The sequence below is a fragment of the Hydrogenophaga bisanensis genome (assembly GCF_042665135.1).
GTDB classification, from domain to species: domain Bacteria; phylum Pseudomonadota; class Gammaproteobacteria; order Burkholderiales; family Burkholderiaceae_C; genus Hydrogenophaga; species Hydrogenophaga bisanensis.
Genome location: NZ_JBHTBX010000007.1, coordinates 71,060 through 95,964 on the forward strand (window position 1 = coordinate 71,060; position 24,905 = coordinate 95,964).

The window sequence follows — 24,905 nt, forward strand, 5'->3', positions numbered from 1 at the left end:
AGACTTCCAGATGACCCAGTACCTCTTCTCCCCGCCCGCCGTCCCGTCGCTGCCCATACGTGGCCGGGCCGAGCGCTTCCCCATCAACCGCATCTTCTGCGTCGGCCGCAACTACCACGCGCACGCCGTCGAGATGGGCCGCCCGGTCGACAAGAGCGTCGAGCAGGCCTTCTACTTCACCAAGTCGCCCCAGACCCTGGTGGAAAGCGGTGCCACCGTGGCCTACCCGCCGCGCACCAGCAACTACCACTACGAGATGGAGCTGGTGCTGGCCATCGGCAAGCCCGGTTTCCGCGTGAGCGAAGACCAGGCCCATGAACTGATCTACGGCTACGCCGCCGGTCTGGACATGACCCGCCGCGACCTGCAGCTGATCGCGCGCGACAAGGGCCGCCCGTGGGACACCGGCAAGGACATCGAGGAAGGATCGGTCTGCTCCGAGATCGTGCCGATGGAAGGCCGGGTCATCGAGAACGGCGCGATCGCGCTGGAAGTGAATGGTGCCACCAAGCAGTCGTCCAACGTGGACAAGCTGATCTGGAACATCCGCGAAATCATCGCCGACCTGTCGACCTACTACCACCTGCAACCCGGCGACCTGATCTACACCGGCACGCCCGAAGGCGTGGGCGCCGTGGTGCCCGGAGATCGGATCACCGGTCGCGTTGACGGCGTGGCCGAGATCGCGCTGACCGTCGGCCAGCCCGAGTGAGCCCGATGAAGCTGCACAACTTCTGGCGCAGCGGTACTTCGCACCGCACGCGCATCGCGCTCAACCTCAAGGGTCTGAGCTACGAGTACATCGCGGTGCACCTGGGCAAGGAGGCGCACCTGACCGAGGCCTTCAAGGCCGTCAACCCGCAGCAGCTGGTACCCGCGCTCGACACCGGCGAGCAGGTGCTGATCCAGTCGCCGGCCATCATCGAATGGCTGGAGGAGAAGTACCCCACGCCCGCGCTGCTGCCGCAGGACGCGGACGGCCGCGCCCGGGTGCGCGCACTGGCCGCCATCGTCGGTTGCGACATCCACCCGATCAACAACCGCCGCATTCTCGAAACCCTGCGCAAGAGCTTCGGCGCCGACGAGGCCGCGATCAACGCCTGGTGCGGCACCTGGATCACGGCCGGCTTTGACGCCTACGAGGCCCTGCTGGCCGCCGACGCGCAGCGCGGTGCGTTCAGCTTTGGCCACACGCCGACCATCGCCGACGTGTACCTGATCCCGCAGATCGAAAGCGCACGCCGCTTCCAGGTCGACCTCTCGCGCTGGCCGCTGATCGCCGGCGTGGAGCAGGCCTGCATGGCCCTGCCCGCGTTCCAGGCAGCGGCGCCCGCCCGCCAGCCGGACGCGGCCTGACGGGCTTCTCAGGGAAAATGCGACGGGGAACGTTGGCGCAGCGCACCAATCATCGGCAGGTCCTGCCGGACGATGTGATCGATCAGCCAGCGACGCAGGAAATCGTGGAGCGCCGCCGACTTCAGGCGGCCCCCCACCAGGTCGGCCTCCAGCTGATCGAGCCGTTGCGCAAAGGCAGCGTGCAGGTGCTGGTGACCCTCGGCCATCCGGGGGGTGCTGGCGTTCAACCGTATCCAGTCTTCCTCATAGCGGAAGTGGTAGTCGGCATAGGACCGCAACTGCAGCAGCAGGTCACTAAGGTCCGGGCTCAGGCCTCGCTCATCGCCGTGGGGGATGCGCTGCATCAGTTCAAACAGGATGCGGTGCTGCAGGTCGATGGTCGGCACGCCTGTCTCCAGACGGGCGTCCCAAGCCGGCCTTCCCGGCGCACCGACACCGTCGACCAAAGCGGTGGCCTGTTCCTCTGTCATGGGTATGCAGATCCTCCTGAAGTCAGCGAGGCTGGCCCGCCCCGACCCGTCGTCCTCATGATGAACGACAGGTGCGCTCAGCGCAAGGTGCGCCTTTTTTGCATATCGGCACCCATGGCGGACAATGAAGGCTCGTCCAGCACGGTCTGCGCCGCCGGGTAGACGAGTTCTTCTTCCAGACGGATGTGCTCGTCGTAGCGGCCGCTGAAATCGGCCAGGACCTGCAGGGCCTGGTCATCCCAGGGCTGCCAGTGTTCGCGCGCGCCCGCGTCCCGCACGCCCAGCAACAGCGCACGGGCACGGGGCCAGGCCTGCGCCATGGCCTCATGGTCGGCCTGCAAGCGGCGAACCACGGACCGCTGCGTCTCCGTGCCCTGTGCCAGCAGCGCAGGAAACACATGACGTTCCTCGTCCTCGTGGTGCAGCGGGGCGGCCTGGTCAAAATAGCGCATCACATCGCGCGCGGCATCGGCCGCCTGGCTGTCCCAACCTTTGTCGGCCAGGTGTTGCTGGAGGCGATCGAGCAGACGCAGCATGCGGTGGACCCGTTCATGACAGGCCGTCAGCATGTCAAAGGGCGCTTCAAAGCCCGCATCGGGTGACAGGTGGCCCGGCAGGGCCGAGCCAATGGAGGAAAGGGGAATCTTCATGGTGCGGGTCCTTCAAGGTCCGGCGGCGGGTCAGCCGGGGCGGCCATCGGCCCGGGGACGGCCGTACCAGTTGAGCAGGCGTCCGCCCCAGACCAGCATCACCACGGCCCACACCCCGGCCGCCAGGGCCAGCCAGACGCCGCCCACCCAGGGCAGGGCACCGGCGATGCGCAACACCACCGCCACCTGCAGGGCCCAGAACAGGCCCCACACCGTGGCATCGGCCACCAGGGCGCGCCCGCTGTGCCCGCAGGAGACCCGCGTGACCATGGCCAGCAGGATCGAGCCGAGGAAGCCCATGGTCAGGGCATGCAATGCGCCCAGACCCAGCGTCGGTACGCCACCGGCCGCCAGCAGCCACTGGGACGATCCCGACAGGATCAGCGACAGACCAAACCACAGGAAACCCAGGTGCAGCATGGCCAGGAGACGAAACTTCAGACTCTGGACCAGACCCCAGACCCAGGCCAGCCACACGAGCACGCCACCGGCCGCCAGTTCCAGCGCACCACGCACCACACGCCAGGCGGTCGCCTCGCCCCAGCCAGCCACCAGCAACCAGACCGAGATGAGCTCCAGCACCGCCGCACCCAGCATCAGCCAGAGCACCCAGAACGGGCGCCAGATCTCGATCATGGGCAGCACGCCGGAGGTAAAGAACGGGATCATGCGGTGCGCGACCGCCACATAGGTGGCCACGATGAAGCCCCACAACGCGGTGTGCACCAGCGCCAGCGCCACCGGCCCCGCATCGGACAGCAAGGCCAGCGCCACACCGGCGGCGCACAGGGTGCCCAGCGCGCCACCCAAAGCCACGACGGTGGCATGAACCTTGTCCTCCACGTGGCTGCCCAGCAGCAGGCGCCAGAAGCGCAGGTACTGAAGCCCCAGGCCGGCGCTGGCCAGCAGCGCGCCGGCCACCGCCACCGACAGGTCCAAGTGGGCACCCGCCAGCCAGAGCATCCAGCCCACCACCTGCAGCAGCAGCGCCGGGGTGACCACCCGGGCATCAGGGCCCTCGACCCCCAGCCACTTGGGACCGGCGGTGAACAGGAAGCCCGAGAAGAACAGAGGCATGAAGCCCAGCGTCATGACGGCCGCGTGGGTGAGCGTGGGCGAAACCGCATAGCCCAGACCGAACCACCCCGTCACCCGGTCGACCTGCACCGCGGCCCACCAGAGACCGGAGGCCATCAGCACCACCATGCCCGAAAAGAACGCCAGACGGTGCGGCGCCAGCCACAGGTTGGACCAACGCCAGGGCGTGGGCACGGGTTCCGGGCGCGCGGCCCTGATCGCGGCATCGGGTGCTCCGACCGGACGCACCGGTATGGGCTTACTCATAGGCTGGCTGTTTCATCCATGGAACATCAATAAGCCGTCACGGCAACCCGCAACGGACACGGCCAGTGTCATCGATGCAGCGCGACCACTCCTTGATCTGATTCACTTTCCGTGAATCTAACGTCAATGCCGCAGAAGGCAAAGACCCTGATGCGGGGGATGGAAAGCCCGCTGGCGGCCTCTTGGGCGATCAGTCGTCGTATCGCTGGTGCACGTAGGTTCCGGGCGCGGCGCACAGGCCTTTGCCCACGGCCCGTCTGGCCGCCGGCACCTCGCGACCGCTGCCCCTGGCCTTGAGCCAGGCGCCCCAGGAGGTCCACCATGAACCTTCATGCGTTCTGGCCTGGGCTTCCCATTCGCCGGGCGAGAGCCACGGATCGCCCGGCGCGCGCACCGCCTCACGCCAGCGACGTCCCGCGTGGCCTGGCTCGCTGACGATGCCGGCGTTGTGGCCGCCACTGGTCAGCACGAAGGTGATCTCGGCATGGGTCAGCCGGTGAAGCTTGTAGACCGAGCGCCAGGGTGCCACGTGATCCTTCTCGGTGCCCACGACATACATCGGCTGGTGAACATCGTTCAGCGACACCGGCCGACCTTCCACGCAGTAGCGCGACTCGGCCAGGTCGTTGTGCAGGTACAGGCGCCGGAGATACTCGCTGTGCATGGCCGCGGGCATGCGCGTGGTGTCGGCGTTCCAGGCCATCAGGTCGTTCGGCCGCAGCGGCTCACCCATCCAGAGCTCGCGCAGGGTGGCCGACCAGATGAGTTCGCGCGAGTGCAGAAACTGGAAACTCGCGGCCATCTGTCGCCCCGTCAGATAACCGCGCTCGGCCATCATGTCTTCCAGCAGCGAGATCTGGCTCTCATCGATCAGCACGCCCATTTCGCCGGGTTCGCTGAAGTCGGTCTCGGCGGCCAGCAGGCTCACGGACGCCAGTGGCGGCAGCATTTCGGCGGCGGCCACCTGACCCGGACGTGCCAGCGCCGCCGCGGCAATGGCCAGCAGCGTGCCACCCAGGCAATAACCCACCGCATGCACGGATTCACCGGGCACACGCTGCCCGATGGCCGCCAGCGCATCGAACACACCCAGCTGCAGGTAGTCGTCCATGTCCAGGAGCGCGTCGTTCTCATCCGGATTGCGCCAGGAGAGCATGAACACGGTGTGCCCCTGACTCACCAGCCATCGGACCATCGAGTTGTGCGGCGAAAGGTCCAGGATGTAGTACTTCATGATCCAGCTCGGCACGATGAACACCGGCTCGGCGTGCACGGTGGGCGTCGTCGGGCTGTACTGGATCAACTCGACCAGGTGGTTGCGGTGCACGACGCGGCCGGGGCTCACCGCGACGTCCACGCCGGGTTCGAAGCGCTGTCCGTGATCGAACATCTGCGCCAGGCCCTGACGGCGGCGCCAGTCGTCAAAAGCGTGCGACCAGCCCTCCAGCAGGTTGTCACCCCGCCGCTCCAGCGTGCGCGCCATCACCTCTGGGTTGGCCAGGCCGGCATTGGCCGGCGAGAGCATGTCCAGCCACTGGCGCGCGAACATGGCGACGACATCACGGTGGTGGGCCGTCATGCCGCGCAGCTCGGTGGCGTCACGCCACCAGCGTTCGGCGTCCAGGTAGTTGCGCACGATCCATGAATAGGGCCAGGCTTGCCAGACATCGGCCTGGAAGCGCTGGTCATCGGGCCGATCGCTGGCGTCGCGCGGCAGGTGGCTCTGCGTGGCCGCGGCCAGGGCGGCGTGCGTCGCCATGCCCAGCGCCTCGCTGGCCAGGCGCGACATCTGTGCGGGCTGGGTGGCCAGATGCAGCGCCCAGTCGGTCGCCGCCAGGGCCAGCGAGATGGGCGACAGGCCACCCCAGAGCTCGGCCGCCTTGGCATGCAACAGGCTGTCCAGCGCCTCGGCACGCGCACGCGCCTCGTTGGCAGGCGGTGCCACGGCGCAGGTGCCGGCGCCGGACTTCGAGGGGAATCGCGACATCACGCGCGCGCCATCACCATGGTTTTCAGCCGCAGGAACCCAGGTGGCCGCAGGAGGTGCAGTAGTCGCAACCGTCCTTGCGGATCATGGCGTGCGCGCCGCACTCGGGACACTTCTTGCCCGCCATCACCGACGAGGGCATGCCCGTCAGCTCAGGTGCAGCCGGGGCGTGGACAGGGGCCGAGGTCGCGACCTGCTGGGCACGGCGCGCCAGAATGTTCTGGATCGCGAACGCGATGGCGGCCACTTCGGAGTCGTGCCACATCGGTACATGCGTGCCGTCGGCCTTCTGGTAGGTGCCCAGGCGAACCGGGCCACGGTCCCAGGCGACCTTGCGCATGTCGCCCAGCGCACGCTCCAGGAAGCCGCCACGCGCGGCCAGCGACAGGATGCGCATGGTGGACGTGGTCCACTGCTGCGACTCACCGCTCTGGCCCACCGGCATGAAGAACTCGATGGCACGCTCGACCATGCCGGCGCCATCGGCGGTCGGCACCGGCAGGAAGGACACGACGATGTACAGCGTCTTGTGGCCTTCCTGGGTCCAGTACTCGATCTTGTCGGCCACGGCCGACAGTGCGCCCTTGGGACGGCTCTCGATCACCGTGCGCATCGGGTCCACCGGCGTGGCGATCACCGGAGCAGGCTCATCCTTCTTCTCCGGGGTACCGGTGTCCAGCACCGAGCCCAGGATGTTGTTGGGACGGTAGGTGGCCAGACCCTTGAGGTTGGCGCGCCAGGCCTGCTGATACAGGCCCTTGAAGTCCTCGTACGGGTAGTCGGCCGGGACGTTGACGGTCTTGGAGATGGCGGTGTCCACGTAAGGCTGGACGGCCTCCATCATGCCGATGTGCTCGCCGGCGCTCATGGCCAGCGCGTTGACGAAGTACTCGGGCAACTGGTCCACGTCGCCGCCCAGCTCGCGGTACAGGCGCCAGGAATGGTCTTCCACCGCGTACTCGCTGGTGGAGCCGTCGGCCTCGCGCTTCTTGCGGCGGTACATCCACGAGAACGGCGGTTCGATGCCGTTGGAGGCGTTGTCGGCAAAGGCCAGGCTGACCGTGCCCGTGGGCGCGATCGACAGCAGGTGGCTGTTGCGGATGCCGTGCTCACGGATGGCCTGCTGGATGTCCTGCGGCAGGCGGCTGGCAAAGGTGCCCGGGGCCAGGTAGCCGTTGGCGTCAAACTTGGGGAAGGCGCCCTTTTCCTTGGCCAGTTCGATGGAGGCGCGGTAGGCGGCGTTGCGCATGCGCTCGGCGATCTTGGCCGCCATCTCGCGGCCCTGCTCGCGGTCATAGCGCAGGCACAGCATCGCCAGGGTGTTGCCCATGCCGGTGAAGCCCACGCCGATGCGGCGCTTGGCGGCGGACTCCTCGCGTTGCTGGTCCAGCGGCCAGAATGTCACGTCCAGTACGTTGTCCAGCGCACGCACCTGCGTGGCCACGACCTGCTCGAACGCGTCGAAGTCGAACGCAGGCATGCCACCGAACCCGAAGGGATTGCGCACGAAGCGCGTGAGGATGATCGGGCCGAGGTCGCAGCAGCCGTAGGATGGTAATGGCTGCTCGCCGCACGGGTTGGTCGCAGCGATGCCTTCGCAGTAGCGCAGGTTGTTGTCCTGGTTGATGTGGTCCAGGAACAGGATGCCCGGCTCGGCGAAGTCGTAGGCCGACTTCATGATGGTGTCCCACAGCTCGCGCGCGGCGATGGTGCGGTAAACCCACTGCCCGTCAGCACGCTGGTAGGCGCCCTTGTCGATCAGCTTGGCGCCCGGCCGGGCCTTGTGCACCAGCTCCCACGGGTCGTCCTTGGCCAGCGCCTCCATGAAGGTATCGGGCACACCCACCGACACGTTGAAGTTGTTCCAGCGGCCCGGGGTGCGCTTGGCGGTGATGAACTCCAGCACATCGGGGTGGTCGATGCGCAGCACGCCCATCTGCGCGCCACGGCGGGCGCCGGCGCTCTCCACGGTCGAGCAGCTCTGGTCGAACACGTTGATGTAGCTGCACGGGCCCGAGGCCATCGAATGCGTGCCCTTGACCTCGGCGCCCTTGGGGCGGATGCGGGAGAAGTCATAGCCCACGCCACCGCCGCGGCGCATGGTTTCGGCCGCCTCGCGCAGGGCCTCGTAGATGCCGGGGTAACCTTCGTCGTCGAAACCCTGGATACAGTCACCCACCGGCTGCACAAAGCAGTTGATCAGCGTGGCCTGGATGTCGGTCCCGGCGGCGCTCATGATGCGGCCGGCACCGATGGCGCCAGCGTGCAGGTTGGCCAGGAACTTCTGCTCCCACTCGGCCCGGATGTCTTCCTTTTCGACCGAGGCCAGCGCCCGCGCCACCCGGCGGTACAGGTCCTCGACGCCGGTTTCCCCCTCCTTGAGGTATTTCTCGGCCAGCACGTCCTGGCTGATGGGTTGGGTGTGGGTGAGGTCCTGGGCACGCAAGGCGGTGTCTCGTTTCATGGCAATGAAGGTGTCGAAAAACGCAGAAAAAATCAGGCCGCGGCGGGACGAGGTCCAGCCAGCAGCCATTGGAGGAGGTCGCGGACCGGACGGATGTCGCTGCCGAAAGGCAGGCGGCCGGCACCGCGAAAGAACAGGCCTCGCCGCTGGTCGCCGTCGAAGGCGTGTCCGAGTTGCTGGTCGATGCAGAACTGGCCCATGTCGGCCTTCCCATCGCGCAGCCCGCAATGGGCGAGGCAGTCAAACGCCATGTTACACCGGTTCTTGGCATGGGCCACGGCCTTGAGCTTCGGTTCGATGCGCAGGTACTTGTCCAGCCAGGGCGTGCGCACCGCCCGGGCCGGCAAACCCGCCACGCTGACGAATTCGACGATGTCCTCGGGCCGGGCGCCCGCCAGCACCTGCTTGAAGGCCGGGTCGGCGTCGCACTCCTCGGTCACGGCAAACGCGGTGCCCAGCTGGACCGCGGTGGCGCCCAGATCCTGCAGGCGCTGGATGTCGTCGTGCGAGCTCACGCCGCCCGCGGCGATCAGGGGAATGTCGCGCTCGAAGCCGGCGTCCTTGAGGAACTGGCGCACCGCTGGCAGCACGTTCTCGAAATCGAACCGGGTGTCCTGCAGGTCGGCCACCTTGGCTGCGCCCAGGTGGCCGCCGGCCAGGCGGGGATGCTCGATGACGATGGCATCGGGCAGGCGCCCTTTCTTCTCCCATTTCTTGACTACCAGCTGCACGCCCCGGGCGTCCGACAGGATCGGAATGAGGGCGGTTGCCGGGTGGTCCTTGGCGATCTCGGGCAAGTCCAGTGGCAGGCCGGCGCCCACCACGATGGCATCGGCTCCACTGGCCAGGGCCTGGCGCACATAGGCCTCGTACGCCGAGAGGGCCTTCATCACGTTGACCGCGATCAGCCCCTGCCCTTGAGAGGTCTCTTTGGCGCGGCGGATTTCACGGTCCAGGGCCACGAGGTTGGCGGCGTCGATGCGCTCTCGGGCGTCGGGTTCCTTCTCCAGATGCCCGGTCTCGGCCATCAGGTCCGGGTGCAGGCGGCGCAGGTCAACCGAGGACACGGTGCCGATGCCGCCGTGGCGGGCCACCGCACCGGCCAGGCCGCCGGCCGACACACCCACGCCCATGCCACCCTGCACCACGGGAATGAGTTCGCGTCCGCCCAGGCGCCAGGTGCGCAGGCCCGTCTGGCGGGCAAGGTCCAGCAACCAGGTCACCGGGTTGGGGATCGCTTCGGCGGCCGAGCGGGCGGAGGCAAGCAGGTCTTGAGAAATCATGAGGCAAGTCCAGAAACCCCGGACGGGGATCGCCGGGCAAATGGGGGGAGCCTAGCGACGCAATCCGCCACGGTCCTTGTTCTGCATCAAATCTGCACGCCATCCCCCTGTCTGCAAAAGGGTTGTCTGTCAGCACTTGCCATGATTTGAAAAGAAATTTCAGGTAGCAAGTGCTCACATTGATCAAATCGGGGCGACGACCGGTGTGCCCCGGTGCCACGCTGTCGCCCGTGCGCAGACACCAGGCACCCCCTTGCCCACAATGGCCCGCATGGACTTCACGCACAGCCCCCAGGCCCAGGCCCTGCAGCAGCGCCTGCAGAACTTCATGCAACGCTATGTCCTGCCGCACAACCCGGCCTGGCACCAGTCGGTACTGGACGGCACTTGGCCGCCACCCTTTCTGGAGGACCTCAAGACCCTGGCGCGCGAGGAAGGGCTGTGGAACCTGTTCCTGCCCGGACTGCATCCAGATGAGCCCGGCACCCGCCTGTCGAACCTGGACTACGCCCCGCTGGCCGAGACCATGGGCCGGCTGCACTGGGCCTCCGAGGTCTTCAACTGCAGCGCCCCGGACACCGGCAACATGGAGTTGCTGCACCGCTTTGCCTCGGCAGCGCAACGCGAGCGCTGGCTCATGCCGCTGCTGGAGGGCCGCATCCGCTCGGCCTTTGCCATGTCCGAACCCGACGTGGCCTCGTCGGACCCGACCAACCTGCAGACCACGGTCAAGCGCAAGGGTGATACGCTCGTGCTCAACGGCCGCAAGTGGTTCATCACCGGCGTGGCCGATCCGCGCTGCCGCTTCCTCATCGTCATGGCGCGCCATGCGGCCGATGGCGACACCCCGGCGGACGATAGCGATCGTCATCACCAGCACAGCATGGTGATCGTGCCGATGGACACCCCGGGACTGGAGGTGCTGCGCAACATCGCGGTCGTCCACCACCATGCCCCGGAGGGCCACTGCGAGATCGCCCTGCGCCAGGTGCGGGTCCCGGTCGACCATCTGCTGGGCGGCTGGGGACAGGGCTTTGCCATGGCGCAGGCGCGCCTGGGCCCGGGGCGGGTGCACCACTGCATGCGCACCATCGGCCAGTGCGAACTGGCCCTGGAACTGGCCGCCGAGCGCGCACTGGAACGCCGCAGCTTCGGTCACTACCTGGCCGACTACGCCAACGTGCAGGAATGGCTCGCGCACTCGCGCATCGAGATCGACCAGGCGCGCCTGCTGGTCCTGCGCTGCGCCTGGATGCTCGACCACCCCGACCAGACCGAGTCCCGGGCCCTGCGGGCCCAGGTGGCCGCGATCAAGGTCGTGGCCGCCGGCCTGCAGACCCGGGTGGTCGACCGCGCGATGCAGGTCTTTGGCGCGATGGGCCTGTCACCGGACACGCCACTGGCCCAGTTCTGGACCTGGGGCCGTGCGCTGCACCTGCTCGACGGTCCCGACGAAGTGCACCTGCGCAGCGTGGCCCGGCATGAGCTGGACCGGGCACGCGAGCGCATGGGCGGCTCTTCGGCCTGGTTCACCACACCCGAGCAGATGCGGGCACCGGTCAGGCTCGATCTCTGATCCGCCGGATCAGGCCGGCACCGGCTCCCGCATCGCCTCGGCGGCGATGTCCAGTGAGCGCAGCCGCAGGGCCGGGTCGAACACATCGCTGACGATCATGAATTCATCGGCCTGGGTGGCGTCGGCCAGGCGCTGCAGGCCTTGCTGCACCGTCTGGGGGCTGCCGATCACCGCGCAGGCCAGAAAATCGTCGATGGCCGCGCGTGCCTGCGCATCCAGACCGGCCATGAAGCCCTCGACCGGCGGTGGCAACTGGCCACGGCGCCCCGTCAGGATGCCGAGCACCCGCTGGTAGGTGCTGCTGGCCAGGTACTCGGCCTCTTCGTCGGTGGGCGCGCCGATGAAGGGCACGCCGACGACGGCATAGGGCTTGTCCAGCACCGCCGACGGCCGGAAGTTCTGCCGGTACAGGTGCAGGGCCTGCATCAGGAAGCGGGGTGCGAAGTGGGACGCAAACGCATAGGGCAGACCCATTTGCGCCGCCAGCTGCGCGGAAAACAGGCTCGAGCCCAGCAGCCAGATCGGCACGCGGGTACCGGCGCCCGGCATCGCGATCAGCTTCTGCCCGGGTTGGGGCTCGCCCAGCAGGCGCTGGAGCTCGGCCACGTCGCGGGGGAAGTCCTCTTCCGTCTCGATGCGATCGCGGCGCAGGGCGCGCATGGTCAGCGGATCGGTGCCTGGCGCGCGGCCCAGCCCCAGATCGATGCGACCCGGATACAGCTCGGCCAAGGTACCGAAGGCCTCGGCCACCACCAACGGGGCATGGTTGGGCAGCATCACACCGCCAGAGCCCACACGGATGGTCCTGGTGCCGCCGGCGATGTGCCCCACCAGCACCGCCGTGGCGGAACTGGCGATACCCGGCATGTTGTGATGTTCTGCCAGCCAGTAGCGCTGAAAGCCCAGTCGTTCGGCATGCTGTGCGGTGCGCAGCGCGATGGCCAGCGCGTCACCGACCGTACCGCCTTGCCGGACGGCCACGAGGTCCAGCATGGACAGGCGAATTTGCGAGAGGGACTTGGGCAGGGCGTTCATGCGCGCGATTGTGCGCCTGTCGTCGCCGTCCTGCAGAAAGTGCATCGAAAGCCTTACCAGGCCACAGCATGTCCGGCAGGTGATCGTCCCGCCGGCCCCACCGACCTTAGGCTAACGGTTTCGTGTTGTCTCTTTCGTTGATCATTCACATGACCACCCTGTTCGATCCCATCCAGGCCGGCGACATTGCCCTGGCCAACCGCATCGTCATGGCCCCGCTGACGCGCAACCGCGCGCCGGGCGCCGTGCCTACCCCCCTCATGGCCACCTACTACACCCAGCGCGCCAGCGCCGGCCTGCTCATCACCGAAGCCACGGCCATCAGCCACCAGGGTCAGGGCTACGCCGACGTGCCTGGCCTGTATGCTCCGGAACAGGTGGCCGGCTGGAAGGCGGTGACGGCATCGGTCCATGCTGCCGGCGGCAAGATCGTGACGCAGCTGTGGCACGTGGGCCGCGTCTCGCACACCGAACTGCAACCCGGCGGCGGCGCGCCCGTGGCCCCATCAGCCATCACCGCCAAGACCAAGACGGTGCTGCTCAAGGACGGCGGGGCGGTGTTTGTCGACACTTCCGAGCCGCGCGCGCTGCGCCTGGATGAACTGCCGGGCATCGTGGACGACTACCGCCGCGCGGCGCTGGCCGCCATCGAAGCGGGTTTCGATGGTGTCGAGGTGCACGCGGCCAACGGTTACCTGCTGGACCAGTTCCTCAAGACCGGGGCGAACCAGCGCACCGACGCCTACGGCGGCAGCATCGAAAACCGGGCCCGCCTGCTGGTGGAGGTGATGCAGGCTGTCACAGCCGCCATTGGTGGCGGTCGTGTGGGCATCCGCCTCTCGCCCGTCACGCCGGCCAATGACATCGTCGACGCCGACCCGCAGCCGCTGTTCGACTCTGTGGTGCGCCAGCTGGCACCTTTGGGCCTGGCCTATGTGCACGTGATCGAGGGTGCCACCGGTGGCCCGCGCGAGCTGCCCGACCGTCCCTTCGACTACGCCGCACTCAAGGCCGCGTACCGCGCGGCGGGCGGCACCGGGGCCTGGATGGTCAACAACGGCTACGACCTGCCGCTGGCCCAGCAGGCCCTGGCCGGTGGCGCCGAGCTGGTGGCTTTTGGCAAGGCCTACATCGCCAACCCGGACCTGGTCGAGCGCCTGAAGGCTGGGGGACCGTTCAATGTGCCGGACAAGATGACCTTCTACGGCGGTGGCGAGAAGGGGTACACCGACTACCCCACGCTGGGTTAACGGACCCCCACGCTCCACCGCTGCGCGGGTCGCTGCCCCCCAAGGGGGCGCGTTTCGCCTTGGGGCGGCCCGGCGGCGAAACACCAGGCGCCTATGATGTGCGGACCATGCCGTCCGCCGAATTCGTTGCCGCCCACTACCCCTGGCTGCGCCACCTGCACATCACGCTGGTGAGCGCCAGCGTTCTGCTGTTTGCCGCGCGCGGACTGGGCGTGCTGACCGGGCAGGCCTGGCCCATGCGCCCGGCGGCGCGGGCCCTCGCCCCGGTCATCGATTCCTTGCTGCTGTTGGCTGGCGGCACGCTCTGGTGGATGCTGCAACTGCACCCCTGGCAGCAGACCTGGCTGGGGGCGAAGCTGGTGCTGCTGGTCGTCTACATCGCACTGGGCAGCATGGCCCTTAAGCGGGCACCCACGCGTGCCACCAAGGCGTTCTTCTTCGTGGCGGCACTGGCGGTGGTCGGCTTCATGGCGAGCATCGCGGTGGCCCACCACCCCCTGGGTTTGCTGGCCCAATGAGTCAGCCCAGGCCCCATCGGTCGCGCGCGGTGCGCTGGCTGCTGTGGGCCGCAGGCTCGCTGGCGCTGGGCTTGGGTCTGCTCGGGGTGGTGCTGCCGGGCCTGCCCACCACGCCCTTCGTGTTGCTGGCGGCCGCCTGTTATGCCAAGGCCTCTCCACGCCTGCATGCATGGCTGCTGAACCACCGCCTGCTGGGCCCCATGTTGCGCGACTGGGAACAGCATCGCAGCCTGACCCGGCGTACCAAGACCGTGGCCGTCGTGTCGATGGCGCTGATGGTCAGCCTGTCGGTCTGGAGCTTTCGCGGGCGCCTGATCGCCCAATTGGCGCTGGTGCTGCTGGGCACCATCGGGGCGTGGGTGGTGCTACGCATCCCGACGCGGCGCCCTGGGGCTCAGTCGTCATCCTCATCGTCGTGATGGCTGCCGATGGTCAGGCTGCTCAAGGCCTGCGGGGTGATCAAACCCTGCGGTGACTGCTGCCACTCCCAGGTCCAGTAGGCCAACACCGCCATCAGCAGCACGCCCGCCAGCCAGGCCCGGTTGTGTTTGACCAGATCCGGTCCGGAGCCTTCGATGCGGCCGGTGAGCATCGGCGCCGCCTGGTTCTTGCGTCGCAGGACGCTCAGGCCCGCGATCAGGGCCAGGTGACCCAGCACCACCATCAGGAAGGTTTCGCCGAAGAATTCGTGCAACTCCTCCAGCCAGTCACCCCCCAGCACATCACCCCAATCGTTGTAGGTGCCGTAGCCGCTGAGGGTCAGCGGCACCACCAGCACGAGCAGCAGCGCCACCGCCATGGCCATGAGCAGGTTCTGCCCCTGCCGCCAGTTGACGGACGACGGCGACGAAGCGGACGGCAGGGATCTCAACCAGGCGGGCAGCCCGGTGAGCTTGCGCCACAGCAGACCCAGACCCGCGTGCCGGGGGCCGATTAATCCATAAATCACCCGCCAGCCCAGCAGGCCCGCCATGGTGTAGCCCAGCGTCACGTGCAGCAGGCGCCAGCGCTCACCGTCGGCCGTGACATAGGCCCCCAGGAAGCTCAGCGCGAAGAGCCAGTGAAACATTCGGGTGGGGGCATCGGTCACCCGGCGACCGGATGAAGCGGATGGTTGAACGCTGGCCGGCGCGGTGGTGGCAGAAGCAGGTGCATGCATGGTGGTCTCCGGGTTCAGTCGTTCCACGCGCGGCGGTAGCGCGCGTCAAGGCCGGCGGGAAAGCGCAGGTTGTCGTCGTCGTAGTCGCCCTGATCAGCGCCGGTGTGGCAGGCAGCGCAGTTGGCGGCGCTCTTGACGCTCACGTGCTTCCAGACGGCCGGCTCGATCTTTCGGTGCTTGCGCTCGAACCAGGCCGATCGGGTGATGCGGTCCTGGGCAGGCTCTTCGGCCACCCGCTTGTAGGAGCCCGCGTGGGCCACCAGCCAGCGGTTGAGTTGCTGGACGGTGGTGGCATCCAGCGAGGCGTCGGTGCCGTAGTGCTGGTCCAAGCCGGACATGATGCGCTTCCACGAGGGCGCGGGCAGCATGCCCGGCGGATACGCGGTGTGGCAGCTGCCGCATTCCTGCACATAGGCGGCCGGCATGTCACGCGGCAACTGGCGGCCACTGTCGGCATGGGTCAGAGAGACGGCGGCCAGGCCGGCCATCAGCATGGGCACCAGGGACAGCGCACGTGGGGTGAATCGGTTCATGGTCAGGTACTCCGGTGATGGATGTCGTTCACTTGAGGCTGTTCAGGTAGGCCAGCACATCGGCCTTTTCGGCGGCGCTGCACTCCCGGCTGAGCACGTCCTTGCAGTTGCGGCGGAACCACTTGTCCACCTTGGCGCTGTCGGTAAAGGCCTTGGCGTTGAACGCGGGTGCCAGCGGCGGGATTCGCTTGCCGGTGCTGGCGTGCTTGCCCTCGGCCGTCGGCGGCGTGCCATGGCAAGATGAGCAAGACCATTCGCCGCCGTGCCGGTTCACGAAGAAAGAGCGACCGCGCTCGGCGCTGGCGGGTGCACCGGCCTCGGCGCTCCAGCGGGCCTGCTGCTGCACGGCAGTGGTGTCGCCGGCCCAAGACATCGCAGTAGCCAGCAACAGGGAAACCAGGACAGGGACCTTCATGACGTGAACTCCTCCAGCGTGGATGAACAGGCAGCAGCGCTGCGACGGCATCACTGTGCCGCCAGATCCTTGAACAGAACCTGAAGCCGGCATTCATGTCTGGTTCAGAATGGCGTCAGGACAATTCGCTCATGACATCCACACACCCGCGTCCTCCTTCGTGGCTGGCCCGACTGACGCTGGCGGCCGTCCTCTCGACCGCCCTCTTGCCGGCCATGGCCGACAACGACCACAACCGGGCCCGTGCCGCCGTGCAGTCCGGACAGATCCTGCCGCTCAGGGCCGTGCTGGAGCGACTGGAGCGTGACCACCCCGGCCAGGTGCTCGAGATCGAACTCGACGAGGAAAAGAGTCGCTGGGTCTACGAAGTCCGCCTGCTGCAGGCCGACGGCAAGCTCGTCAAACTGGAACTGGATGCGGCCACCGCCGAGGTGCTGCGCAGCCGCAGCCGGCCGAGCCAGCGATGAAAGCTTGACACGATGCGCATCCTCCTGGTCGAAGACGAACCCACATTGCGCCAGCAGCTGTGCAGCGGCCTGCAGGAAGCCGGCTACGCCGTCGACGAATCCGACAACGGGCGCGATGCCCTGCACCTGGGCGAAACCGAGAGCTTTGATGCGGTGGTGCTTGACCTGGGACTGCCGCAGATCGACGGGCTGACGGTGCTCAAGCGCTGGCGCAGTGGCGGACGTTCCATGCCGGTGCTGATCCTCACGGCCCGGGACAATTGGCACGAGAAGGTGGCCGGGATTGACGCAGGGGCCGACGACTATCTGACCAAGCCCTTCCATATGGAGGAACTGCTGGCACGCCTGCGCGGGCTCATCCGCCGCGCATCGGGTCACGCCTCGCCCCTGCTGCACTGTGGTCCGGTGACGCTGGACACACGCAGTGGCCGCGTCACGCTGGAAGACCAGTCGGTCCCCTTGACCAGCCATGAGTACAAAGTGTTGGCGTACCTCATGCACCGCCCAGGCACCGTGGTCTCGCGCACCGAGCTGACCGAGCACATCTATGCGCAGGATGCCGACCGTGACTCCAACACCATCGAAGTCTTCATTGCCCGTCTGCGCAAGAAGCTGCCGGCCAGCCTGATCGAAACCGTGCGGGGCCTGGGCTACCGCCTGGTTGCACCGTGACCGCTCGCGCCTGGCTCACCTCCCTGCGCGTGCGCCTGCTGGCGCTGACGCTGGTGACCCTGGCCCTGGCCCTGAGCAGCGCGGGCTGGTGGCTGACCAGCCTGTTCCGCGACGAGGTGATGCGCGAGTTCGATGCCACCCTGGTGCGGCAACTGGACCAAGTGACCGCGCGCCTGCAGATCGGCGACAAAGGTGCTCCCGTCATCGACACCCGGGCCTTGTCGGACCCCCGACTGGACAAGCCGTTTTCGGGTCTGTACTGGCAACTCGACCGCCTGGCACCTGACGGCAGCAGTCGCGAGGAGGTGCTGCGGTCCCGATCACTCTGGGACGAAGCACTGAGCCTGTCCGTCGACACCCTGGCCGACGGACAGCTGCACCTGCATGAAGCCACGGGACCGCAAGGCACGCGCCTGAGGGTGGCCGAACGGGCCCTGCAGATCGAAGGAGCCAGCGGCCGCTGGCGGCTGATGATGGCGGCCGACCTGCAGGCATCGGACGTGGCTGTGCAGCGATTCGGTCGGGTGCTGACCCTGTCGCTGGTGGCGCTGGGTTTGCTGCTGGTGCTCGGGGCCCTGGCCCAGGTGGCCATCGGGCTGGCGCCCTTGCAGGCCATGCAGGTGGCCCTGGCCCGGGTGCGTGGAGGATCCGCCCAAAGGATCGAGGGTCGGTTCCCGGCCGAGGTACAGCCGCTGATCGATGAGTTCCATGCCGTGCTGGAACGGCAGGAGGCGTCGCTGGAGCGGGCGAGAACCCAGGCGGGCAACCTGGCGCATGCGTTGAAAACGCCGTTGGCGGTCCTGACCAATGCAGCTGGACAGCACCCTGGCCATCCGCTGGCGACGACAGTTGGCGAGCAGGTGCAGGCCGCACGCCGGCAGGTCGACTGGCATCTGGCCCGGGCACGGGTGGCGGCCACCCACCGTCTGCCAGGTCAGCGGACACCGATCGCACCGGTCCTGACCGGTCTGCTGCGCGTGATGCAGAAAGTCCACGCCGACCGGGCCATCCGGTGGGTGGCCACCGACATCGACCCCGCACTGTGTTTTGCGGGCGAGGCACAGGATCTGCAGGAAATGCTGGGCAACCTGCTGGACAACGCCGGCAGGGCCGCCCGTCAGGTGGTCCGTGTGGAGGCACGCCGGCTGGATGACCGACTGCTGGTCATCGACGTGTCAGACGACGGACCGGGCATCGCCGATGCCCAGCGGAAAGCGGTGCTCCAGCGTGGCATCCGCCTGGACGAGTCCACCCCGGGCAGCGGACTGGGCCTGGCCATCGTGGACGATCTGGCCCAGCTCTACGACGGTCGCGTGACACTGGGCTCCTCCAGCCTGGGCGGCTTGCAGGCTTCCCTTTCCCTGCCGTCTGTCGGTTGAAGCACCTCGCGCCAGGGGGCTAAGACTCGCTTAATTCAGGCGGCGCACGATGCGCTCCATGGTGTGCGAAACCAGCCACAGCGGCTGACGCCACCACGGGAGTCCATCGCATGTCCTTACCCCAACCCCAGCCGTCGACATCCGCCGGTGAGTTCGGCCCCGTGCCGCTGGGCGAGCTGGAAGTCCTCGAGCCTGGCGATGCCGGTCGCGCAGGGGTCGAACACTTCATCGCGGGCGTCTACGCCCGGCGCTTTGGCGCACGCGTGTCCCAGTTTGCGCCTCACCTGGTGGGTCTGCGCGATCCACACAGCGGTGCGTGGGTCGCGGCGGCCGGTTTCCGGCATGCCGACCAGTCGCCCCTGTTTCTGGAGCGCTATCTGGAGGCGCCGGTTGAACACATGCTCAGCCAGCACCGGGGACGTCCGGTCGCACGTCAGGGCATCGTGGAAGTCGGCCACCTGTCGGCCAGCCGGCCTGGCGCGGGACGGTTGCTCATTCCGCTGCTCGGCCAGCATCTGGCCCGTCAATCGACCCAATGGGTGGTTAGCACGCTCACCCAGGAGCTGCGCCACCTGTTCATCCGCCTGGGTGTCACGCCCATCGCACTGGGTCAGGCCGATTCCTCGGCAGTGGGCCCCGATGCCGCCGACTGGGGAAGCTACTACGAGCATCACCCGGTGGTGCTGGCCGGCCGCCTGGATGCCGCGTTGCGGCTGATGCGCCGCCGGACCGCCACCCCGTCACATCCTTCGAAGTCCTCCTCATGATCGATCGCTTTCGACCCGCCCTCACCCACGAGCATGGACAGTTGACCCACGGACACCTGGACGCCGAGGTCACTCGCCTGGCCGGTGAGTTCAGGATGCAGGGTGTGCGAACCGCCGCCACCCTGCTGGACAACGGCCCGGCCTGGGTGATCGCGGACATGGCCCTCGCACGCGCCGGCGCGGTGCACATCCCGATCCCGGTGTTCTTCACCGAGGCCCAGGTTCAGCACGCCCTCGCGGCCAGTGGCGCCGACACCCTGATCGCACCCTCTGCCATGGCATCACGGTGGGCCGGACTCCCCCATCGCGCGCTGGCCGCCGGTGTCCAGATGCTGACGCAACTGAGCCTGCCCGGACGGACGGTCCCGATGCCGGCGGGCACCTGCAAGATCACCTTCACCTCGGGCACCACCGGCAACCCCAAAGGGGTCTGCCTCAGTGCCCAGGGCATGGACCAGGTGGTCCAGGGCCTCGTGCAGGCGCTGGCGCCACTGGACATCCAGAAGCACCTGTGCGCGCTGCCGCTGCCCGTCCTGCTGGAGAACATCGCGGGTGTCATGGCCCCTCTGGCACACGGCGCACAGTGTGTGGTGCTGCCGCTCGAACGTGTCGGACTGAGCGGCTCGTCCAGCTTCAACCCGGCGGTGTTCCACCAGACGGTCGTCCAACACGCGCCCGACAGCCTGATCCTGCTGCCGCAGATGCTCAGGGCCTGGACCCTGTGGCTGCAGGCCACCGGGCAGCGCGCGCCCGCGTCGCTGAAGATGGTGGCCGTCGGCGGTGCCGCGGTCGGCGCACGCTTGATCGAGGCGGCCCACGCTGTGGGCATCCCCGCTTACGAAGGTTACGGCCTGTCCGAAGGTTCGTCGGTGCAGACCCTGAACCTGCCGGGTGCCAGCCGGCCGGGCAGTGCCGGCCGTGCGCTGCCGCACACCCAGCTGCACATCGACGAGCAGGGCCAGATTCACGTCGCCGGCAGCCTGATGGCCGGCTACCTGGGCGACACCGCACTGGCACCGGCATGGTGGGCCACCGGCGACATCGGACACCTCGATACCGATGGCTTCCTCCACGTTCACGGCCGCCTGCGCCATGTGCTCATCACCGCCTATGGTCGCAATGTCTCGCCCGAATGGGTCGAGACCGCCTTGCGCGGCGAACCCGTGGTCGCTCAGGCCGTGATCTTCGGCGAAGGCCAGCCCCAGCTGAGCGCAGTGATCTGGCCGCTGCAGCCGTCGGTCCCCGATGAGCAGATCGAGGCCGCGGTGCAAGCGGCCAACCACAGCCTGCCGGACTACGCACGCATCGGTCACTGGGTCCGCGCCCAGGAACCCTTCAACACCGCCAGCGGCATGGCCACCGCCAATGGTCGCCCACAACGCGACGCCATCTTCCAGCGCCACGCCGGTGCCCTGGTGCCGGCGGCCACCGCATGATTTTTCAGGAGAACCCCATGTCCTTTCACGACCAACTGATCGCCCAGACCCGCCTGGCCCAGCAGGAACTGCTGTCGGTCCCCATCATCCAGGGCGCCCTGCAGGGCCGGGTCTCCATCCCCAGCTACGTGGCCTTCCTCACGCAGGCCTATCACCATGTACGCCACACGGTGCCGCTGCTCAAGGCGTGCAAGGCCGCCCTGCCGGCACACCACGCCTGGCTCAATGACGCCATGGACGAGTACGTGGAGGAAGAACAGGGCCACGACGAGTGGATCCTGGACGACATCGCCGCCTGCGGCGCGGACGCCGAGGCCGTGCGCCATGGCCGGCCGGCCCTGGCCACCGAGGTCATGGTGGCCTATGCCTACGACATGATCGCGCGCCGCAACCCGCTGGGCTTCTTTGGCATGGTGCACGTGCTCGAAGGCACCAGCGTGGCCCTGGCCTTGATGGCGGCCGACAAGATCCAGGGGGGTCTGGGGCTGCCCGATTCGGCCTTCAGCTACCTGCGTTCGCACGGCACGCTGGATCAGGAGCACACGGCCCATTTCGCGCTGCTCATGGAACAGATCCAGGATCCCGCCGACCAGGCCGCCATCATTGACGCCGCCCGCGCCTTCTATCACCTGTACGCCGACGTCTTCCGAAGCCTCCCCCTGCCCCAGCCCCAGGCCGCACCGACGGCGGTCATCGCCGACGAGGTGGCCGCATGAAAGCCCAGGACTCGCGTGTCCTGCTCACCGGTGCCACTGGCGGCATCGGAAAGTCCACGGCCCGCGCCCTGCTGGGGGCCGGTGCTTCGGTGATGCTGGTGGGCCGCTCGGTCCCCGCGCTGGAGAGCTTTCACCGGGAACTGACCGGCGAGGGCATTTCCCCGTCCCGGTTGAAGTGGGTGCCGGCGGACCTGACACGCCACGATGACATCACCCGCCTGGCCAGCGAATCGGCGCGGCTGGGCTGCAATGTCGTGATCCACAACGCCGGGCTGCCCTCCTTCGGTCCGCTGGCCGAGCATTCACCCGATGAAATGGCCGCCGTGCTGCAGACCAACCTGCTGGCCCCCATGCTGCTCACACAGGCGCTGCTGCCGCATCTGCAGACCCTGCCCGCCGCCCGGATCCTCTTCGTGGGCTCGGCGCTGGGCAGCATCGGGCTGCCGGGCTACAGCGTCTACAGCGCCAGCAAGTTCGGGGTGCATGGTTTCTCCCAGGCCCTGCGCCGCGAGTTGGCGGGTAGCGGTGTGAAGGTCCAGTACATCGGCCCGCGCAGCACCGACACCGGCTTCAACAGCGCCGCCGTGCAAGCCTACAACCGCGCCACCGGCACCGCGCAGGACAGCCCTGAGGTGGTGGCTGGCGCGATCGTGCAGATGCTCGAGGACGAGGCGGTCGAGCGCGTGCTGGGCTTCCCGGAGAAGCTGGCCGCGCGCCTGAACGGGCTGGCCCCCGAATGGTTGGACGGCAGCTTCCGGCGCCACCGCCAATCCCTGCAGAACCACGCGGCCACCACCCGCGTGGCCCGCACCTGACCCTTTTCTTTCCTTCCAGGAGACCCCGACCATGAACCCCATCCGCATCACCCGCCGCTACTGGATCAGTGCCTCGATGACCGCCCTGCTGCTCGCCACCCCCCTGTTGGGACAGGCCGCCGGTGTCGACGATGCCGTCCAGGAACTCCAACAAGGCTGGGAGGCCGTCCGCTACCAGGCACCCGCCAACGAACGCGAGAAGCGCTTTGAAGCCCTGGCCGCCCGCGCCCATGCCCTGAGCCAGGCCCATCCCGGCAAGGCCGAAACGCTGATCTGGGAAGGCATCATCGTCAGCTCGCTGGCCGGCGAAAAGGGCGGGCTGGGCGCGCTGCCCCTGGTCAAGCAGGCCAAGGGTCTGTACGAACAGGCCATCCAGATCGACGGCAAGGCGCTGGACGGATCGGCCTACAACAGCCTGGGCGTGCTGTACTACAAGGTGCCAGGCTGGCCCATCGGCTTCGGCGACAAGAAGCAGGCGCGCGATCTGCTGCAAAAGGCCCTGGCCATCAACCCGCAGGGCATCGACCCGAATTTCTTCTACGGTGAGTTCCTGCTGGAAAACGACAAGGCCGAGAACGCCCTGCCCTACCTTCAGAAAGCCCTGCAGGCGCCGGACCGCCCTGGCCGAGCGCTGGCCGACAAGGGCCGGCGCGAAGAGGTTCGCCAGCTGATGCAGAAGGCCAAGGCCTCCTGAACAGTACCGCAAACACCCAGAAAAAAGGCGACCCTCGGGTCGCCTTTTTTCTTCTGCAGAACGTGGAAGCGACTTACCCTGCGCGTTTGGCCAGGATTTCGAATGCCGGCAGGGTCTTGCCTTCCAGCACCTCCAGGAAGGCGCCGCCACCTGTGGAGATGTAGCCCACGTCCTTTTCGATGCCGTACTTGGCAATCGCGGCCAGCGTGTCGCCACCACCGGCAATGCTGAAAGCGCTGGACTCGGCAATCGCCTGCGCAATGACCTTGGTGCCGTTCTCGAACGCAGCGAACTCGAACACACCCACCGGACCATTCCAGACAATGGTGCCTGCTGCCTTGAGCTTCTCGGCCAGCTTGGCGGCGGTCTTTGGACCGATGTCCAGAATCAGGTCATCGTCGGCCACCTCGGTCGCGGCCTTGACGGTGGCCTGCGCGTCGGCGGCAAAGGCCTTGGCACACACCACATCCTCGGGGATCGGCACCTCGGCGCCGCGTGCCTTCATGGCTTCGATCACGGCCTTGGCTTCGCCGACCAGATCGGGCTCGGCCAGGCTCTTGCCGATCTTCAGACCGGCTGCCAGCATGAAAGTGTTGGCGATACCACCCCCGACGATCAGGCCGTCGACGTTGTTGCTCAGGCTCTGCAGGATGGTCAGCTTGGTGCTGACCTTGGAGCCGGCGACTATGGCCACCAGCGGGCGCTTCGGGTTGGCCAGGGCCTTGCTGATCGCGTCCATCTCGGCGGCCAGCAGGGGGCCGGCGGTGGCAATGGGCGCGGTCTCGGCGATGCCGTAGGTGGTGCCTTCGGCGCGGTGCGCGGTGCCGAAGGCGTCGTGCACGAAGATGTCGCACAGCTGGCCCAGCTTGGCGGCCAGCTCGGGCTTGTTCTTCTTCTCACCCACGTTCAGGCGGCAGTTCTCCAGCAGCACCAGTTCACCCGGGGCCACCTCCACCCCGTCCACCCAGTTGGCCACCAGGCGCACCTCGCGGCCCAGCAGCTCGCCCAGGCGCTTGGCCACCGGGGCCAGCGAATCCTCGGGCTTGAATTCACCCTCGGTCGGACGGCCGAGGTGGCTGGTCACCATGACGGCGGCACCCGCATCCAGCGCCATCTGGATGGCCGGCACACTGGCGCGGATGCGGGTGTCCTCGGTGATGTTGCCCGCGTCATCCTGCGGCACGTTCAGATCGGCACGGATGAAAACGCGTTTGCCCTTGGCTTGGCCATTGGCACAGAGGTCGGAGAAGCGGATGAATTTCATGGTGTGGCGGGCCTCGCGGGGCCATAGAAGGTCAGAAAGGAGCGGCTCAAATTGTAGGCAATCGACCTGACCGCTCCCGGACACGCCAGGCCAGGTGAACCGCCACGGCCACCAGCGTGGCAATCAGTGCGCCGGCAATGATGTCCATCGGAAAGTGAACGCCCAACGCCACCCGGCTCCAGCCCACCATCAGGGCGACCACCAGACACAGCACCCCCACCCAGCGGCGCGGCGCCGTCAGCAGGGCCATGACGCCAAAGGCCATGGCAATGGTGGCGTGGCGGCTGGGAAACGACGGCGACGGTGAATGTTCGATCCACTGATGCCCCTGCCCGACCATGAAAGGCCTGGGTTGCGGCCAGGTCTCATGGATGCCGCGCGCCACCAGCCAGACGATGGCGATGGCCACCAGCACCTGGATCGCCATGCGGCGCCACGCCGGTTTCCCGAACACCAGCAACGCGAACACCCAGGCCAGGGCGATCTTGGAGAGGTATTCGCTGCTCAGGCGGGCCAGCGTGACCAGCCAGCCAGGCGCGGCCGGCGACAGGTTCCAAAGGGGCAGCAGCGCTGCGTTGATGTCATCCATTCAGATATCTCTCATCAATGGCCCATAGACCCGAAGCTTTTCATTATCACGTGGCCTTGAGACCAC

General features: G+C 67.6%; 26 protein-coding genes. 14 read left to right on the top strand and 12 right to left on the bottom strand.

The annotated features are described in order from the left end of the window. Positions 1-10: 10 nt before the first annotated feature. Together ACFQNJ_RS11660 and maiA are read left to right on the top strand one after the other, a co-directional pair. Entirely contained in the window at positions 11-712 is a 702-nt protein-coding gene (locus tag ACFQNJ_RS11660) for a fumarylacetoacetate hydrolase family protein (RefSeq protein WP_382257412.1), read from the top strand. Between the two features lie 5 nt (positions 713-717). Next, positions 718-1,356, top strand: a complete 639-nt coding sequence (gene maiA, locus ACFQNJ_RS11665) for a maleylacetoacetate isomerase (RefSeq protein WP_382257415.1) — start codon at positions 718-720, stop codon at positions 1,354-1,356. A gap of 8 nt (positions 1,357-1,364) precedes the next feature. Here maiA and ACFQNJ_RS11670 read toward each other — a convergent pair whose 3' ends face one another. From ACFQNJ_RS11670 to ACFQNJ_RS11695, 6 genes are all read right to left on the bottom strand, one after another. Further along, entirely contained in the window at positions 1,365-1,826 is a 462-nt protein-coding gene (locus ACFQNJ_RS11670; protein WP_382257417.1) for a bacteriohemerythrin, read from the bottom strand. 77 nt (positions 1,827-1,903) lie between these two features. After that, complete coding sequence (locus ACFQNJ_RS11675) at positions 1,904-2,476, bottom strand: hemerythrin domain-containing protein (RefSeq protein WP_382257420.1); 573 nt, start codon at positions 2,474-2,476, stop codon at positions 1,904-1,906. Positions 2,477-2,506: 30 nt separating this feature from the next. Then, complete coding sequence (locus tag ACFQNJ_RS11680; RefSeq protein WP_382257423.1) at positions 2,507-3,820, bottom strand: NnrS family protein; 1,314 nt, start codon at positions 3,818-3,820, stop codon at positions 2,507-2,509. Between the two features lie 190 nt (positions 3,821-4,010). After that, the gene (locus tag ACFQNJ_RS11685) at positions 4,011-5,807 is read right to left on the bottom strand and encodes a PHA/PHB synthase family protein (protein WP_382257426.1); all 1,797 of its coding nucleotides are present in this window, start codon (positions 5,805-5,807) and stop codon (positions 4,011-4,013) included. A 25-nt stretch (positions 5,808-5,832) separates the two neighbouring features. Further along, entirely contained in the window at positions 5,833-8,271 is a 2,439-nt protein-coding gene (locus tag ACFQNJ_RS11690) for an adenosylcobalamin-dependent ribonucleoside-diphosphate reductase (protein WP_382257429.1), read from the bottom strand. A gap of 32 nt (positions 8,272-8,303) precedes the next feature. Continuing rightward, positions 8,304-9,554 carry an NAD(P)H-dependent flavin oxidoreductase gene (locus ACFQNJ_RS11695; protein WP_382257432.1) on the bottom strand — a complete coding sequence of 417 codons (1,251 nt, stop codon included), beginning with the start codon at positions 9,552-9,554 and terminating at the stop codon, positions 8,304-8,306. 271 nt (positions 9,555-9,825) lie between these two features. On the opposite strand from ACFQNJ_RS11695, the gene ACFQNJ_RS11700 reads away from it, so the two are divergent. Then, a complete protein-coding gene (locus ACFQNJ_RS11700; protein ID WP_382257435.1) occupies positions 9,826-11,130 on the top strand; it encodes an acyl-CoA dehydrogenase family protein in 1,305 nt (434 codons plus the stop codon). Between the two features lie 9 nt (positions 11,131-11,139). Here ACFQNJ_RS11700 and ACFQNJ_RS11705 read toward each other — a convergent pair whose 3' ends face one another. Beyond that, positions 11,140-12,165 carry an LLM class flavin-dependent oxidoreductase gene (locus tag ACFQNJ_RS11705; protein WP_382257438.1) on the bottom strand — a complete coding sequence of 342 codons (1,026 nt, stop codon included), beginning with the start codon at positions 12,163-12,165 and terminating at the stop codon, positions 11,140-11,142. 149 nt (positions 12,166-12,314) lie between these two features. On the opposite strand from ACFQNJ_RS11705, the gene ACFQNJ_RS11710 reads away from it, so the two are divergent. From ACFQNJ_RS11710 to ACFQNJ_RS11720, 3 genes are all read left to right on the top strand, one after another. Then, positions 12,315-13,415, top strand: coding sequence for an alkene reductase (locus tag ACFQNJ_RS11710; RefSeq protein ID WP_382257441.1), 1,101 nt, complete (start codon positions 12,315-12,317; stop codon positions 13,413-13,415). A gap of 107 nt (positions 13,416-13,522) precedes the next feature. After that, positions 13,523-13,933 carry a SirB2 family protein gene (locus tag ACFQNJ_RS11715; RefSeq protein WP_382257444.1) on the top strand — a complete coding sequence of 137 codons (411 nt, stop codon included), beginning with the start codon at positions 13,523-13,525 and terminating at the stop codon, positions 13,931-13,933. Further along, positions 13,930-14,352, top strand: coding sequence for a YbaN family protein (locus tag ACFQNJ_RS11720; RefSeq protein ID WP_382257447.1), 423 nt, complete (start codon positions 13,930-13,932; stop codon positions 14,350-14,352). Before ACFQNJ_RS11715 ends, ACFQNJ_RS11720 begins: the two co-directional genes overlap by 4 nt. On the opposite strand, the gene ACFQNJ_RS11725 is transcribed toward ACFQNJ_RS11720, so the two are convergent. From ACFQNJ_RS11725 to ACFQNJ_RS11735, 3 genes are read right to left on the bottom strand one after another with little or no spacing between them, the layout of a single operon-like run. Further along, positions 14,328-15,092, bottom strand: coding sequence for a cytochrome b/b6 domain-containing protein (locus ACFQNJ_RS11725; protein ID WP_382257450.1), 765 nt, complete (start codon positions 15,090-15,092; stop codon positions 14,328-14,330). The genes ACFQNJ_RS11720 and ACFQNJ_RS11725 overlap by 25 nt on opposite strands. A gap of 14 nt (positions 15,093-15,106) precedes the next feature. Next, on the bottom strand, positions 15,107-15,625 hold the full coding sequence (locus ACFQNJ_RS11730) for a diheme cytochrome c (protein WP_465262226.1): 519 nt from the start codon (positions 15,623-15,625) through the stop codon (positions 15,107-15,109). 28 nt (positions 15,626-15,653) lie between these two features. Continuing rightward, complete coding sequence (locus ACFQNJ_RS11735) at positions 15,654-16,040, bottom strand: DUF1924 domain-containing protein (protein WP_382257453.1); 387 nt, start codon at positions 16,038-16,040, stop codon at positions 15,654-15,656. 131 nt (positions 16,041-16,171) lie between these two features. Between ACFQNJ_RS11735 and ACFQNJ_RS11740 the strand changes: the two genes are divergently transcribed. From ACFQNJ_RS11740 to ACFQNJ_RS11775, 8 genes are all read left to right on the top strand, one after another. Next, positions 16,172-16,507 (top strand): PepSY domain-containing protein, encoded by a 336-nt coding sequence (locus ACFQNJ_RS11740; protein ID WP_382257455.1) that lies wholly within the window; start codon positions 16,172-16,174, stop codon positions 16,505-16,507. A gap of 12 nt (positions 16,508-16,519) precedes the next feature. Then, entirely contained in the window at positions 16,520-17,179 is a 660-nt protein-coding gene (locus ACFQNJ_RS11745) for a response regulator transcription factor (RefSeq protein WP_382257458.1), read from the top strand. After that, positions 17,176-18,558 carry a sensor histidine kinase gene (locus tag ACFQNJ_RS11750; RefSeq protein ID WP_382257460.1) on the top strand — a complete coding sequence of 461 codons (1,383 nt, stop codon included), beginning with the start codon at positions 17,176-17,178 and terminating at the stop codon, positions 18,556-18,558. The genes ACFQNJ_RS11745 and ACFQNJ_RS11750 overlap by 4 nt, the downstream gene beginning before the upstream one ends. 110 nt (positions 18,559-18,668) lie before the next feature. Beyond that, positions 18,669-19,325: a thermostable hemolysin gene (locus ACFQNJ_RS11755; RefSeq protein WP_382257463.1), complete on the top strand. Its 657-nt coding sequence runs from the start codon at positions 18,669-18,671 to the stop codon at positions 19,323-19,325. Then, positions 19,322-20,761 carry an AMP-binding protein gene (locus ACFQNJ_RS11760; RefSeq protein WP_382257466.1) on the top strand — a complete coding sequence of 480 codons (1,440 nt, stop codon included), beginning with the start codon at positions 19,322-19,324 and terminating at the stop codon, positions 20,759-20,761. The genes ACFQNJ_RS11755 and ACFQNJ_RS11760 overlap by 4 nt, the downstream gene beginning before the upstream one ends. Before the next feature lie 17 nt (positions 20,762-20,778). Beyond that, positions 20,779-21,477: a TenA family transcriptional regulator gene (locus ACFQNJ_RS11765; protein ID WP_382257469.1), complete on the top strand. Its 699-nt coding sequence runs from the start codon at positions 20,779-20,781 to the stop codon at positions 21,475-21,477. Continuing rightward, on the top strand, positions 21,474-22,292 hold the full coding sequence (locus ACFQNJ_RS11770; protein ID WP_382257471.1) for an SDR family oxidoreductase: 819 nt from the start codon (positions 21,474-21,476) through the stop codon (positions 22,290-22,292). Before ACFQNJ_RS11765 ends, ACFQNJ_RS11770 begins: the two co-directional genes overlap by 4 nt. Positions 22,293-22,323: 31 nt before the next feature. Continuing rightward, the gene (locus ACFQNJ_RS11775; protein WP_382257474.1) at positions 22,324-22,986 is read left to right on the top strand and encodes a tetratricopeptide repeat protein; all 663 of its coding nucleotides are present in this window, start codon (positions 22,324-22,326) and stop codon (positions 22,984-22,986) included. A 73-nt stretch (positions 22,987-23,059) separates the two neighbouring features. Here ACFQNJ_RS11775 and ACFQNJ_RS11780 read toward each other — a convergent pair whose 3' ends face one another. Continuing rightward, positions 23,060-24,250 (bottom strand): phosphoglycerate kinase, encoded by a 1,191-nt coding sequence (locus ACFQNJ_RS11780; RefSeq protein ID WP_382257476.1) that lies wholly within the window; start codon positions 24,248-24,250, stop codon positions 23,060-23,062. 46 nt (positions 24,251-24,296) lie between these two features. Then, positions 24,297-24,839, bottom strand: a complete 543-nt coding sequence (locus ACFQNJ_RS11785) for an undecaprenyl-diphosphatase (RefSeq protein WP_382257479.1) — start codon at positions 24,837-24,839, stop codon at positions 24,297-24,299. Positions 24,840-24,905 lie beyond the last annotated feature (66 nt).